The sequence below is a fragment of the Mesorhizobium sp. B3-1-7 genome, assembly GCF_006439385.1.
Classification (GTDB): domain Bacteria; phylum Pseudomonadota; class Alphaproteobacteria; order Rhizobiales; family Rhizobiaceae; genus Mesorhizobium.
In genome coordinates this window covers 83172-95808 of the sequence record NZ_VFTL01000029.1, presented here as the reverse complement: position 1 = coordinate 95808, position 12637 = coordinate 83172, and the positions used below count along the sequence as shown (strand labels likewise).

Genomic DNA, 12637 nt, shown 5'->3' with positions numbered 1-12637 from the left:
ACTGCAAGACACTACCTTGCAATCGTAACCCTAGCCGCAACCATATTATGGCTCAGATAACTGTCCACACTTCCTAGGGCTGAGCTTCGATCACTGCGTCGTCACCTCGCTGCCGGTCTCGCTGGGCCTGCAGCTCGGTACCACGATCGGCGTCGGCGACGGCCAGTCGCTGCAGGCCTGGGGCCGCGCGGCCTGGGTGCATGAGTTCGAGCCGGACCGCTCGGTGAAGCCAAGCTTCCAGGCGGCTCCGGGCACCTCCTTCGTCATCGAGGGCGCCTCGGCCGCCGAGGACACGGTTGTGGTCAATGCCGGGCTGAAGATGGACTGGAGCTCAAACACCTCGATGTTCGCCGCCTCCGACGGCAAGTTCGGTGACGGCTTGCAGAGCTATGGCGGCGATGTCGGTCTCAAGGTGAACTGGTAGAGGGACTGGCGACCAACCTCGACCGAGGATCGCGCCCCGATCCTGCGAAGCTCGAACCGCGAAGCAAGGGTGGCGGAGGGAGTGGGATTCGAACCCACGGTGAACTTGCGCCCACGCCGGTTTTCAAGACCGGTGCCTTAAACCGCTCGGCCATCCCTCCATCGTGATCTTCACGAGGCGCTTCGTCCTGTTGGTGCCAAAGGCCGTGCCGACAGGATCGAGAGCGCCCATGCTCTAGTGCGACGCGCAAAGACCTGTCAATCGCAGGAACGGCTCAATCCATTGTTTTGCGGAGCCGGGGACAGCCGGTTCGTTGCATTGACAGTGCCGTCAAGAGCCTGTCAATCTCAATCTGTTAATATTTCAAACAGGGGGCAATCCATGAAGAAAACCTACGAGAAACCCGTGCTGACAAGCGTGGCATGCTGTCTCGTGCGACGGCCCAGCAGGTGCCGTCCGATGCGCGGGCGGATTAGCGGACAACCTTTACTCTTATTTGGATTTGAAGCCGTCGATCTTGTGGGCCCACGTTGTTGGCAGCAGGGCATTCTCGAAGAGTGCGGATTTTCCGAGCGTGGTGGTATCGCCTCGCGCCATAATCTCGCCCTGTTGCGGCCATAATCGATTAACATCGTGATAAGCAATTCCTGTGCAAAAGGGATTGGGGATCAAGGTGTTGGCCTGGCGGGCGACTTCTGGCCCCGACGGTTGGCAGCACGGTAGGGGACAATCGAAAACATGCAGATTTCGGCGCGCCCGCGTCTTCGTCGCGCTTCTGCTTTCGCCCTGTGCGCCCTTTCGGGCCTGCTTTTGGCTGCCTGCGCCTCGCAGCCCGAACCCAAAGGGATGGTCTACAAGAAGGCCCGCTCCAAGGAATATTTCGCCGAATCCGAATATGGCGTGAAAGCGAGCCCGCGTGTCCAGTTCATGCGGCGCGGCGGCGGCCGCGACCAGCTCGGCAAGCCCTACCAGGTGCGCGGCAAGTGGTACTATCCCAAGGAAGACAAGGGTTACGCCAAGGTCGGGCTTGCTTCCTGGTATGGCGATGCGTTCCACGGCCGTCTGACCGCCAATGGCGAAATCTATGACATGACGCATCTGACGGCGGCGCATCCGACGATGCCGCTGCCGAGCTATGCCCGCGTCACCAATCTGGAGACCGGCAGCTCGGTGATCGTGCGCGTCAACGATCGCGGCCCCTATCACGAAGGCCGCATCATCGACGTCTCCGAACGCGCGGCGCAGATGCTCGACTATGCCAAGGTCGGCACGGCCAGGGTCAAAGTCGAATATGTCGGCCGTGCGCCGCTCGACGGCGACGACGACCGGTATCTGGTGGCTTCCTACCACCCCGGCAACAACCGGCCGGATCCTTCGGACGGCCTGCCGACCGGCGTGATGGTGGCCATGAACGGCCCATCGCCGAGCCTGCCGGTGGGCGCGCCGCCGGCCGCCGTGCCGTTCCCTGGCCAATTGACCAATTCGGGCGAGGCCTTTGCCGCGCAACCGGGCCTGTCGGAGCAGCCGGCCGTGCAGCCGGCTGCATTCTCGGTGCAGGGCGCCAGCGATGTCGTGCTGCCGGATTTCGGGCCGATCGTACCGGAACGGCCGGATCTTACGCTCCCGTCAAACTCGCCCTTCGCCATGGCTTCGCTGTCTTACGCGGACGAACGGGTAAAGCGCGCCGATGTCTTTGCGGCGCTCGATGCCGGCGGCATGTCGCCGGCCGATGTCCTGCAGTCGTGGCGGAAATCGATCCGTCAGGAACAGACGCCCGCATCCGACTACGTCGCCGCCGGCTCCTTCGACGGGGCCGCGGAGGCAAAGCGCGTGGCCGCGGCGCTCGAGCCGTTCGGCCGGGCCGAGATCCAGCGCACCGAACTCGACGGCAATGACTGGTATGCGGTCAACGTCTACCCGGACGGCCATGGCAGCATCGACGACCTGCTTCAGGCAGCCTGGTCGCATGGCGCGCCGGATGCGCTGGCTGTGCGTAACTGATCAAATTCGCGCGGCCCGTTGATCCGGTCGAAACAATCCTGATAGCTTGGCCGCGGGGTAGTTTTGCGCAATTCCGGGTGGCTCCACGCTTTCCGGTATTGCCCAGATTGGGTCGACATTTCATGCAATTGTGCCTTTTTCCACCTTTCGCCAGCCTTCTGGGATTGGTGCTGGCGCTGCTTTGCTCCGCCCCGGCCAGCGCGCAGCTTTTCGAGACCAAGGCGACGCAAGCGTTCATGATCGATGCCGACACCGGCACCGTGCTCTTCGCCAAGGACCCCGACAAGCCGATCCCGCCGGCCTCGATGGCCAAGCTGATGACGATGGAAATGGTCTTCAACGCCATCAAGTCGAAGCGGATCACGCTCGACGACACTTTCGTCGTCAGCGAAAACGCCTGGCGCACCGGCGGCGCGCCATCCGGGACCTCGACCATGTTCGCCAAGCTCAAATCCGCGGTCCGCGTCGAGGATTTGATCCAGGGCGTCACCGTGCAGGCGGCCAATGACGGCTGTATCGTGCTCGCCGAGGGCATGGCGGGCTCGGAAGCGAATTTCGCCGCCCAGATGACCGATCGCGCCCGTCAGCTCGGCCTCTCGAAATCCACCTTCGTCAATTCGACCGGGCTGCCGGCGGACGGCCAGCAGACGACGGTGCGGGAACTGACGATGCTGGCGCTGCATCTGTGGCGCGACTATCCGGAATTCTTCCACTATTACGGCCAGCCGGACTTCACCTGGAACAAGATATCGCAGAGGAACCGCAATCCGCTGATCGCCATGGGCATCGAAGCCGATGGCTTCGTGGCCGGCGCCAGCGAGCAGGCGGGCTTCGGCCTGGTCGGCACCGTCAGCCACAACGGCACGCGCGTGATCGCCGCTCTCAGCGGACTGGCAAATGACCGGGAACGCTCCGAAGAGGCGCGCAAGCTGCTCGACTGGGGCTCGCGGTCATTCCAGAAGACCGAGATCTTCGCCAAGGACGAGGTGGTCGGCGAAGCAGAGGTTTTCGGCGGTACCAAGTCTGGCCTCGCCTTGAAAGCGAAAGGTCCGGTAGACATCTTTCTGCCGATAGCCAACCGCGACAAGCTGACCGCCAGGATCGTCTACCAGGGTCCGGTGTCGGCGCCGATCGAGGAAGGGCAACCGGTCGGGGAACTGCGCGTTTGGATAGGCGACACGCTGAGCCAGCAGACGCCGCTTTATGCCGCCGAGTCGGTGAAGGTGGGTACGCTGCCGCAGCGCGCGCTTGACGCGGCCAAGGAACTCGCTGTCGGCTGGCTGCGTCAGAAACATTTGTGATCGGGCAAGTTCGTGGACCTTTTGTCGGACGAGAGCTATGACAGCGGCCAGCACGGGCAAAGGCAGTCTCGATTGGCGAGCGGATTTTTCATCACCTTCGAGGGCGGCGAAGGAGCAGGCAAGTCGACGCAGATCGAGCGGCTGGCGCGGCGCATGCGCGCCAAGAAATACGAGGTGCTGGTCAGCCGCGAACCGGGTGGATCGCCCGGCGCCGAGGCCGTAAGGCATGTGCTCCTGTCCGGGGCGGCCGAGCCGTTCGGCCCGAAGATGGAGGCAATCCTGTTCGCCGCCGCGCGCTCCGACCATGTCGAGCAGGTCATCCGGCCGGCGGTCGAGCGCGGCTCGATCGTGCTGTGCGACCGTTTCATCGATTCCTCGCGCGTCTACCAGGGCGTCACGGGCGGCCTCGATGCCGATTTCATGAAGGCGCTGGAGGCAGTGGCCATCAACGGCATGATGCCGGACATGACGCTGATCTTCGACATCGATCCCGCTGAAGGCCTGAAGCGGGCCGCCGCGCGGCGCGGCGCCGGGGACGCCGCCGACCGCTTCGAGAAGGAGACCTTGGCCATCCACCGGCGACGGCGCGAGGCTTTCCTTGCCATCGCCGCGGCGGAGCCGGAGCGCTGCATCGTCGTCGACGCTTCCGCCGATCCCGATACGGTGGAGGATGTCGTCACCGCCGCCGTCTTCGCGGCGCTGGAAGAACGGATGCCGGCGCAAAGGATTGAGACGGCGCCTGCATGATCTTCGAACGCATCGCCCCCGAGCAGCATGACACGCTGGACGGCGTGCCTGAGCCGGCTGAAACGCCGCGGCTGATCGGCCACGCGACGGCGGCAGGGATGCTTGCCGGCGCCTACCGCGCCGGCAAGCTGCCGCATGCGCTGATTTTCGCCGGGCCGCAAGGCATCGGCAAGGCGACGCTGGCGTTCCACATGGCGCACCATCTTCTGAGATATCCGGATTTCAAGACGGCGCCCGACGCGCTCGCCGTTCCCGATCCGGCCTCCTCGCTGTTTCGCCAGATTGCCACCGGCGCGCATCCTTCGGTGCTGCATCTCACCCGTCCGGCCAATGACAAGACCAAGAGCTTCAAGACGGTGCTGACCGTCGACGAGATCCGCAAGGTCAGCCGCTTCCTGTCGATGACCTCGCATGACGGCAGCTACCGCGTCGTCATCGTCGATCCGGCCGACGACATGAACATCAACGCCGCCAATGCCTTGCTCAAGAATCTCGAAGAGCCGCCGGCTCGCACCCTGTTCATTCTGGTGGTGCACGCACCGGGCAGCCTGTTGCCGACGATCCGCTCGCGCTGCCAGATGGTGCGGCTCGCGCCTCTGGCCGCCAACGAGCTGATGGCGGTGCTGGAAAATGTCGAGCCGCCGCCGCCGGACGATCCGGCCGCGCGCGCAGCACTTGCCGAGCGGGCAGGGGGCAGCGCCCGCAACGCGATCCTGCTCACCCAATATGGCGGGCTGGAAATCGCCGGCGCGCTCGACGCACTGGTGGCGGCCAGGAAGCCCGACATTGCCGGCGCCCACCGCCTTGCCGAGGCCGTGGCGGGACGCGATCAGGCGATCCAGTTCGACATCTTCAACCGCCGCGCGCTCGACCTGCTTTCGGCCGCTGCCAGCGAAGCGGCGCTGGCCGGCGACCTCGACAGTGCCAAATCGCTGTCCGAGGCTTGGCACGAAGCGCTGAACACGATATCTGAGGCCGAGACCTACAACCTCGACAAGAAGCAGCACGCCCTGGCCATGATCGACCGCCTGAATTCTGCGATGCGAATGTGAATGCGCCTTGTCCTCGGGATGGCAATCGCCGTCTCGATGAGATATCCACCGCCACACTTCCCATTCAGACATTCATGGCGATTTCATCCATGGCACGCGAAAAATTCTATCTGACCACCCCGATCTTTTATCCGAATGGCAAGCCGCATATCGGCCATGCCTATACGGTCATTGCCAGCGATGCGCTGGCCCGCTTCCAGCGGCTGGACGGCAAGGACGTGTTCTTTCTCACGGGCACTGACGAGCATGGTCTCAAGATGCAGCAGACGGCCGAGAAGGAAGGCATCACGCCCTTAGAGCTTGCCGACCGCAATTCAGCAATCTTCCGCTCGATGACCGAGACCCTCGGCGCCTCAAATGACGAATTCATCCGCACGACCGAACCACGCCATTACGCATCCTGCCAGGCGATCTGGAAGGCGATGGCCGCGAATGGCGACATCTATCTGGACCGCTACAGCGGCTGGTATTCGGTGCGGCAGGAGGCCTATTTCGACGAGAGCGAAACCACGCTCGGCGAGGATGGCGTGCGCCGCGAACCGCTTGGGTCGCCAGTCGAATGGAACGAGGAGGAAAGCTATTTCTTCCGGCTGGCCGCCTATCAGGACAAGTTGCTGGCGCTGTATGAAAGTCAGCCGGACTTCGTCGGTCCGGCGGAGCGCCGCAACGAGGTGATGAGCTTCGTCAAATCCGGCCTGAAGGATCTGTCGATCTCACGAACCACCTTCAAGTGGGGCGTTCCGGTGCCCGGCGACGACAAGCATGTGATGTATGTGTGGGTCGATGCATTGACCAACTACATCACCGCCGCCGGCTATCCCGATACCAAGTCCCAGAAATGGAGCTTTTGGCCGGCCACGCATGTCATCGGCAAGGATATCGTGCGCTTCCATGCCGTTTACTGGCCGGCTTTCCTGATGTCGGCGGGGATCGAGCTGCCGAAACGGGTCTTTGCCCACGGTTTCCTGTTCAACCGCGGCGAGAAGATGTCGAAGTCGGTCGGCAATGTCGTCGACCCGTTCGCCATGGTCGAACATTACGGTCTCGACCGCGTGCGCTACTTCTTCCTGCGCGAGGTGCCGTTCGGCCAGGACGGCAGTTACAGCCATGAAGCGATCGTCAACCGCACCAATGCCGATCTCGCCAACGGCCTCGGCAATCTGGCGCAGCGGTCGCTGTCGATGATCGCCAAGAACTGTGGCGGCAAGGTGCCGGCGCGCGGCGACCTTACCGAGGCCGACACGGCGATCCTCGACCAGGCGATCGAAGCGTTGGCGGTTTCGCGTCGGGCGATGGCGGAGCAGGGCATCCACCTGGCGCTGGCGGCGATCTTCGGCGTTGTTGCCGAAGCCGATCGCTATTTCGCTTCGCAGGAGCCCTGGGCGCTCAAGAAGACCGACCCGGAGCGCATGGAAACCGTCTTGTGGGCAACGGCCGAACTGGTGCGGCGTGTGGCACTGCTTTGCCAGCCCTTCGTTCCCGGATCGGCCGCGAAACTGCTCGACCTGTTGGCCGTGCCCGCGGACAAACGCGCTTTCGAGCATGTCCACGCCGACCACGCGCTGGTGCCCGGCGCGGCATTGCCGGCGCCGGAGGGCGTGTTTCCGCGCTATGTCGAGCAGGACGGCAACAACTGATGCTGGTCGACAGCCATTGCCATCTCGACTTTCCGGACTTCGCCGAGGAGCGGGCGGCTATCGTCGCCCGCGCCCTCGCCGCCGGCATCGGTCGCATGGTGACGATCTCGACGCGCGTGAGGCGCTTTCAGCAAATCCTTGAAATCGCTGAAACTTTCAATGAGGTCTATTGCTCGGTCGGCACTCATCCGCACAATGCCGCGGAAGAGCTGGACGTCACCGCCGACGAGCTGGTGCGGCTTTCCGACCATCCCAAAGTGGTGGCGATCGGCGAAGCCGGGCTCGACTACTATTATGACAATGCGCCGCGCGATGCGCAGGCGCAAGGCTTTCGCACCCATATCGCGGCCGCGCGCCGGACCGGCCTGCCGCTGGTCATCCATTCGCGCGATGCCGACGACGACATGGCGGCGATCCTCGAGGACGAAACAGGGAAGGGCGCTTTCCCCTTCATTCTGCACTGTTTTTCGTCCGGACGCAGGCTGGCCGAAGTCGGCGTGGCGCTGGGCGGCTATGTCTCCTTTTCCGGCATCCTGACCTTCAAGAATTCCACCGAATTGCGCGCCATCGCCGCCGACGTCCCGCGCGACCGGCTGCTGGTCGAAACCGACGCACCCTACCTTGCGCCGGTCCCGCATCGCGGCAAACGCAACGAGCCGGCCTATGTGGCGAACACGGCCAAGGTGCTCGCCGAGACCATCGGCGTCAGCGAGGCCGAGATCGCCGATATCACCACCGGGAACTTCTTCAGGCTGTTCACCAAGATGCCGCGTCCCGAAACGGCTGCGGGCTGAGGCATGAGCGACCGGCTGCGCTTTACCATTCTTGGCTGCGGCTCATCGCCCGGCACGCCGCGCATCACCGGCGATTGGGGCAATTGCGACCCCAAGAACCCGAAGAACCGGCGCATGCGCACGGCCGCGCTGGTCGAGCGGATTGCCGCCAATGGCGCGCGCACCACGGTCGTCATCGACACCGGGCCGGATTTCCGCGAGCAGATGCTGCTGGCCTCGGTCAAGCGCATCGACGCGGTCGTCTACACGCATCCGCATGCCGACCACATCCACGGCATCGACGATCTGCGCGGCTATGTGCTCGAGCAACGCCATCGCATCGACATCCATGCCGACGAGCCGACCATGCTGCGGCTGCGCCAGGCATTCCGCTATTGCTTCGAGACGCCATCCGGCAGCTCTTATCCGCCGATCGTCGAGGCTCACATCATCGATCACGCGAGGCCGGTCGTGATCGAAGGCGAGGGCGGCGCCCTCACCTTAGAGCCGCTGCCGCAGTTTCATGGCGATATCATCTCGCTCGGCTTCCGCATCGGCGGGCTTGCCTATTGCCCCGATATCAGCGGCTTCCCGGACGCCACCATCGAGCGTTTGCGCGGCCTCGACATGCTGGTGATCGACGCGCTGCAGTACAACACCCATCCCAGCCATCTGTCGCTCGGCCAGGCGCTGGAGTGGATCGAGAAGCTGGCGCCGAAGAACGCCGTGCTGACCCATATGCATGTGCCGCTCGACTACGCCGCCGTGATGGCCGAAACGCCGGATCACGTGGTGCCGGCATATGACGGCATGGTGATCGAAATTCCTTACGAGTCAGAACGATAGCGTCAGCTGCTCAGTTTGTGTTGCAGTTCGTCTGTCGAACATTCGGTCGAGATCTCGAAGTCGTGAAGCGTTGCAGGGAGTAATCCGCGGAGTTCGTCGCCAGTAGCGAAAGCCGCAGCAATTCCTGGGTATGCGCCCGACCTGTTAGTTCCATAATATATCTTATGCGACTTTCCGGTGTGGCCACAGAGATGTCGAAAGCGCTGCGTCATACAGCCCTGCTCGCCAGCCGCACGGAGCTGTTGCGCATTAACGGGTACGAACAGGAGTCGTCCCTCATTGCGGCAGCAAGTGCTCGGAACTCAACCGCCGAACCTCGCGTTGGCCTGGTGAGCGGTTTGAGGACCTTTGCATGCGTTCACGGCTTGAGTTGGCGAGCGGCACGGAATTGTCTTTCCTCACGGCTGGAGAGCCCTCCAAACCGGCTCTTCTGCTTCTTCACGGTTTTCCGAGTTCCTCCAGGACCTTTCGCCACGTTATTCCCGCATTGTCGAAGGTGGCTTATGTGGTTGCTCCCGACATGCCTGGGTTCGGCATGTCCGATGCTCTGCCCGAGCCGGCTTTTGATGGTTTTGCCGATGCGATCTCGGAGTTGCTCGGCCACCTCTCGGTCGGCTCGCGCTACATCTACCTGCATGACTTTGGCGCGCCGGTCGGCCTGCGGATAGCCATGCAGGCTCCCGATGCGGTGTTGGGCTTGATCATCCAGAACGCCAACGCGCATCGGAGCGGAATGGGGCCACCATGGAAGGCGACGCAGGACTTTTGGGCCAATCCGAACCGCGACAATGAAGCGAAAGCCACCGCGCATCTGACCTTCGAGGGCACGCGCGATCAGTATGTGGCAGGTGTTCCCGACGATGTGGCCGCACAAATTCCGCAGGAGAACTGGGAGGAAGACTGGCGCGTGATGCAGCGCCCCGGAGGCATCGAGACGCAGCGCGCGCTTATTGCGGACTATGGCAACTACGTCGCTGGTTTCGACGCGATTGCCGACTATCTGCAGCGCCGGCAGCCTCGCGCCCTGATGCTGTGGGGTCGGCATGACACGTTCTTTGACCTGGCAGAGACGCTATCATGGATGCAGGCCCTGCCGAGGATGGAAGCACACATTCTCGACGGGCCTCATTTCCTGCTGGAAACGCATGCCAACCAAGCTGCGTCGTTGATGGTCGACTTCCTGGAACGGCAATAGAACAGTCCTTGAGGTCTGGCCGGCCCGAACGCGGCCGACGCCTGGGCTACATTGTCCGGCATCAATGTTCTGGCCCCTGCCTGTCGGCCATTTCCGCTCGGCACCGTCTCGCTTGCCTGGCGCTACGGCAGCCGCTTCGTCACGCCCCGCGAGGTTCACGCCCAGGGCGTCGAAGCCGCTTTGCGGCACATTCCGGAAGGCGCGCGTGTCGTCGTCACTTTCGACTCCGACAGCCTTGATCCATCGATCATGCCGGGAGTGGCCGCGCGCACGCCTGGCGGCCTCACCTACACGCAAGCGATCGATCTGATCGCAGGCCTCGGCAAGCGGGCGAGGATTGCTGGATTCGACCTTGTCGAGCTTTATCCTCCCGCCGATATTGACGGCGTGTCGGCGCTCACGGCCGCCCGTCTTCTTGTCAACGTGATCGGCGCCATTGTCCGGCAGACCGGCTGAGATCCGATCGGATGGTCTAGAAAAAGCTGTTCAGAAATGCCGATGCCTCGTCTGAAACACCAACGATCTTGTTGGTCGCCTGGCGGTAGAATTTGAAGTGGAGCTCGGTTTCGGGCCGGCCGTCCTTCCAATCCTTGAAGCGCTTGAGCTCATCGCGACCCAAGCGTCTCGTTGCCATGGCGGTGCGGTGGACGGCAACGCTGACGCGCGGCGTCTGCCGTTCGATATCCGGACGTCTGGGAGTGGCCTCGGAGGATGTCACGACGCCGCGGGCGACAAGCCCCTGCCCGCCTTCGTTCTCGCTGGCGAACAGGAAGATGACGTCGCCTTCGGCAATGCGCTTGCCGCCATACATGGTTTTCTGGGCGGCGAACACGAACGTCTCCGCCGCCGGGTCCTCGATTTCGGTCTTGATGGCGTATGCCATGCCCTACGGTTCCCGGCTGAGGCCTATCCGGTAACTCAGCACGCGCCGGCCGGCCGGCTCGATCAGCATGACGCCCGGCTTGTCGGCGAATTCGCCGTCGAAATCGACGGGACTGGCGATGCCGTGCCAGGGCTCGATGCACAGGAAGGGCGCGCCGCCGGGCTTGGACCAGATGCCCAGCTCGTTGAAACCCTGCCAGGACACCTCGATCGCCGGCCCGCGGCCGACGGCATAGCGCACGCTGGTGCTGGCCGGCCTGTCGAGGATGACGGCGTCATCGTCGAACAGTTTTTCGGAAAGCGGCAGCGTCTTTCCCTCGATCGGTGTCGGTTGCGGGTCCGGCCGCAGCAGGCCGTCCTTCAGGCGGCGGACCGGCGCCGGCTCGTTGTCGGCGAAGGTCAGCCGGTAGGCCTCCTTGGGCAGTTCCGGCAGCAGCGGCCAATTGAACGCCGGATGCGCGCCGATCGAGGCGGGCAACGGCTCGTCGCCCATGTTGGTGACCTCGAAGGTCACGCCGAGCTGCCGGGGTTTCAGCTCGTAGCCGATGGCCAGGCGAAAGGCGAAGGGATAGTGCGTTCGCGTCTCGGCATCATCCGTCAGCACCAATGTGCAGGAGGTCGGCCCCTGCTCCGCCCAGGCAAAGCGCCGGTCGCGGGCAAAGCCGTGCTGCGTCATCGGATAGGTTTGGCCGCGATGCCGCAGTTGGTCGCCTTTGAGCCGGCCGACGATCGGGAACAGGACCGGCGAATGACGGCGCCAGACGGGGCCTGCCTGCCACAGAAGCTCGGTGCCGTCGCCATCGCGCAGCGAGACCAGCTCGGCCCCCTGCCCGACGACGGTCGCCGAAATGCCGTCAGCGTGAAGCGTCAGTTGTTCCATTGCGTCCTCGCGGCTGGCTGGTCTGGCCGGCAGGCTAGCAAAAGGCCGCGCGTGAACTCAAGCGCGGCGGACATACCGCGCCTCACCTTGGCCGTGGACGCCTCGATGCAGAGTCGAAAAAATGGCCGGAGGTTTCCCTCCGGCCATGCCGAGTTGAGCAGCGTTGCCTGCTACGGTCCGGCCTATTCGCGCTCGCCGGTGAAATTCAAGAGCAGCTGGAAGATGTTGATGAAGTTCAGATAGAGCGAGAAGGCGCCGAACACAGCGAGCTTCTGCTGCGATTCCGCGTCGAAATTCTCCGCATACTGCTCCTTGATCGTCTGCGTGTCCCAGGCGGTCAGGCCGACGAAGACAGCAATACCGATCACCGAGATGGCGAACTGCAGTGCGGTCGAGCCGAGGAACAGGTTGACCAGGCTGGCGATGACCACGCCGATCAGGCCCATGATCAGAAAGGACGAGAACTGCGTCAGGTCGCGCCTGGTCGTGTAGCCGTAGAGGCTGGTGGCGCCGAACATCGTGGCGGCGATGAAGAAGGTGCGCGCGATGCTGGTCGAGGTGAAGACCAGGAACACCGAGGCAAGCGACAGGCCCATGACGGCGCAGAAGGCCCAGAACATCGCCTGCGCGCTCGCGGCCGACATGGTCTGCATCCTGAACGAGAAGAGCATGACGAAGGCGAGCGGCGCCAGCATCACCACCCATTTCAGTGGGCTGGAGAAGATCGGCACATAGAGCGCGGGTGTCGAGGCCACGAAGAAGGCGACGAGGCCGGTGACGACGAGGCCGAGGCCCATATAGTTGTAGACGCGCAGCATGTGCTTGCGCAGGCCCTGGTCATAGACGGCTCCGGCCTGCACGCCGGCGCCCGTTCGGTATCCCAGATTGGGGCTGTTCAT

The 12637-nt window shown here is 63.5% G+C and carries 12 protein-coding genes, 1 tRNA gene and 1 pseudogene; 10 read left to right on the top strand and 4 right to left on the bottom strand.

The window, feature by feature from the left end; all coding sequences use genetic code 11:
* Nucleotides 1-79: 79 nt before the first annotated feature.
* The gene (locus tag FJ417_RS23170; protein ID WP_281405929.1) at nucleotides 80-424 is read left to right on the top strand and encodes an autotransporter domain-containing protein; all 345 of its coding nucleotides are present in this window, start codon (nucleotides 80-82) and stop codon (nucleotides 422-424) included.
* A gap of 70 nt (nucleotides 425-494) precedes the next feature.
* Here the strand turns inward: FJ417_RS23170 and FJ417_RS23165 are convergent.
* A tRNA-Ser gene (locus FJ417_RS23165) sits at nucleotides 495-584 on the bottom strand.
* Between the two features lie 578 nt (nucleotides 585-1162).
* Here FJ417_RS23165 and FJ417_RS23160 point away from each other — a divergent pair.
* From FJ417_RS23160 to FJ417_RS23120, 9 genes and pseudogenes are all read left to right on the top strand, one after another.
* Nucleotides 1163-2425 (top strand): septal ring lytic transglycosylase RlpA family protein, encoded by a 1263-nt coding sequence (locus tag FJ417_RS23160; protein ID WP_140785031.1) that lies wholly within the window; start codon nucleotides 1163-1165, stop codon nucleotides 2423-2425.
* Nucleotides 2426-2547: 122 nt separating this feature from the next.
* Nucleotides 2548-3726, top strand: a complete 1179-nt coding sequence (locus tag FJ417_RS23155; protein ID WP_140785030.1) for a D-alanyl-D-alanine carboxypeptidase family protein — start codon at nucleotides 2548-2550, stop codon at nucleotides 3724-3726.
* Nucleotides 3727-3798: 72 nt separating this feature from the next.
* Entirely contained in the window at nucleotides 3799-4473 is a 675-nt protein-coding gene (gene tmk, locus FJ417_RS23150; RefSeq protein ID WP_140785036.1) for a dTMP kinase, read from the top strand.
* Complete coding sequence (locus tag FJ417_RS23145) at nucleotides 4470-5525, top strand: DNA polymerase III subunit delta' (protein ID WP_140785029.1); 1056 nt, start codon at nucleotides 4470-4472, stop codon at nucleotides 5523-5525. The genes tmk and FJ417_RS23145 overlap by 4 nt, the downstream gene beginning before the upstream one ends.
* 89 nt (nucleotides 5526-5614) lie before the next feature.
* Nucleotides 5615-7162 (top strand): methionine--tRNA ligase, encoded by a 1548-nt coding sequence (gene metG, locus FJ417_RS23140; protein WP_140785028.1) that lies wholly within the window; start codon nucleotides 5615-5617, stop codon nucleotides 7160-7162.
* Entirely contained in the window at nucleotides 7162-7956 is a 795-nt protein-coding gene (locus FJ417_RS23135) for a TatD family hydrolase (protein ID WP_140785027.1), read from the top strand. Before metG ends, FJ417_RS23135 begins: the two co-directional genes overlap by 1 nt.
* A 3-nt stretch (nucleotides 7957-7959) precedes the next feature.
* A complete protein-coding gene (locus tag FJ417_RS23130) occupies nucleotides 7960-8781 on the top strand; it encodes an MBL fold metallo-hydrolase (RefSeq protein ID WP_140708921.1) in 822 nt (273 codons plus the stop codon).
* 352 nt (nucleotides 8782-9133) lie between these two features.
* On the top strand, nucleotides 9134-9976 hold the full coding sequence (locus tag FJ417_RS23125; protein WP_140785026.1) for an alpha/beta hydrolase: 843 nt from the start codon (nucleotides 9134-9136) through the stop codon (nucleotides 9974-9976).
* Nucleotides 9977-10096: 120 nt separating this feature from the next.
* Nucleotides 10097-10432: pseudogene (locus FJ417_RS23120) on the top strand (arginase family protein); the annotation flags it as partial.
* Nucleotides 10433-10448: 16 nt separating this feature from the next.
* Here the strand turns inward: FJ417_RS23120 and FJ417_RS23115 are convergent.
* The 3 genes from FJ417_RS23115 to FJ417_RS23105 all read right to left on the bottom strand — a co-directional run bounded on the left by FJ417_RS23115 (nucleotide 10449) and on the right by FJ417_RS23105 (nucleotide 12637).
* The gene (locus FJ417_RS23115) at nucleotides 10449-10859 is read right to left on the bottom strand and encodes a hypothetical protein (RefSeq protein WP_140785025.1); all 411 of its coding nucleotides are present in this window, start codon (nucleotides 10857-10859) and stop codon (nucleotides 10449-10451) included.
* 3 nt (nucleotides 10860-10862) lie between these two features.
* Nucleotides 10863-11738 (bottom strand): aldose 1-epimerase family protein, encoded by an 876-nt coding sequence (locus FJ417_RS23110; protein WP_140708916.1) that lies wholly within the window; start codon nucleotides 11736-11738, stop codon nucleotides 10863-10865.
* Nucleotides 11739-11920: 182 nt separating this feature from the next.
* Nucleotides 11921-12637, bottom strand: a complete 717-nt coding sequence (locus FJ417_RS23105) for a Bax inhibitor-1/YccA family protein (protein WP_140657257.1) — start codon at nucleotides 12635-12637, stop codon at nucleotides 11921-11923.

Bases quoted from the DNA above. Each gene is read 5' to 3' on its own strand.
- FJ417_RS23160 (WP_140785031.1), top strand. From the start codon at position 1,163: ATGCAGATTTCGGCGCGCCCGCGTCTTCGTCGCGCTTCTGCTTTCGCC.
- FJ417_RS23155 (WP_140785030.1), top strand. From the start codon at position 2,548: ATGCAATTGTGCCTTTTTCCACCTTTCGCCAGCCTTCTGGGATTGGTG.
- FJ417_RS23145 (WP_140785029.1), top strand. From the start codon at position 4,470: ATGATCTTCGAACGCATCGCCCCCGAGCAGCATGACACGCTGGACGGC.
- metG (WP_140785028.1), top strand. From the start codon at position 5,615: ATGGCACGCGAAAAATTCTATCTGACCACCCCGATCTTTTATCCGAAT.
- FJ417_RS23135 (WP_140785027.1), top strand. From the start codon at position 7,162: ATGCTGGTCGACAGCCATTGCCATCTCGACTTTCCGGACTTCGCCGAG.
- FJ417_RS23130 (WP_140708921.1), top strand. From the start codon at position 7,960: ATGAGCGACCGGCTGCGCTTTACCATTCTTGGCTGCGGCTCATCGCCC.
- FJ417_RS23125 (WP_140785026.1), top strand. From the start codon at position 9,134: ATGCGTTCACGGCTTGAGTTGGCGAGCGGCACGGAATTGTCTTTCCTC.
- FJ417_RS23115 (WP_140785025.1), bottom strand. From the start codon at position 10,859: ATGGCATACGCCATCAAGACCGAAATCGAGGACCCGGCGGCGGAGACG.
- FJ417_RS23110 (WP_140708916.1), bottom strand. From the start codon at position 11,738: ATGGAACAACTGACGCTTCACGCTGACGGCATTTCGGCGACCGTCGTC.
- FJ417_RS23105 (WP_140657257.1), bottom strand. From the start codon at position 12,637: ATGAACAGCCCCAATCTGGGATACCGAACGGGCGCCGGCGTGCAGGCC.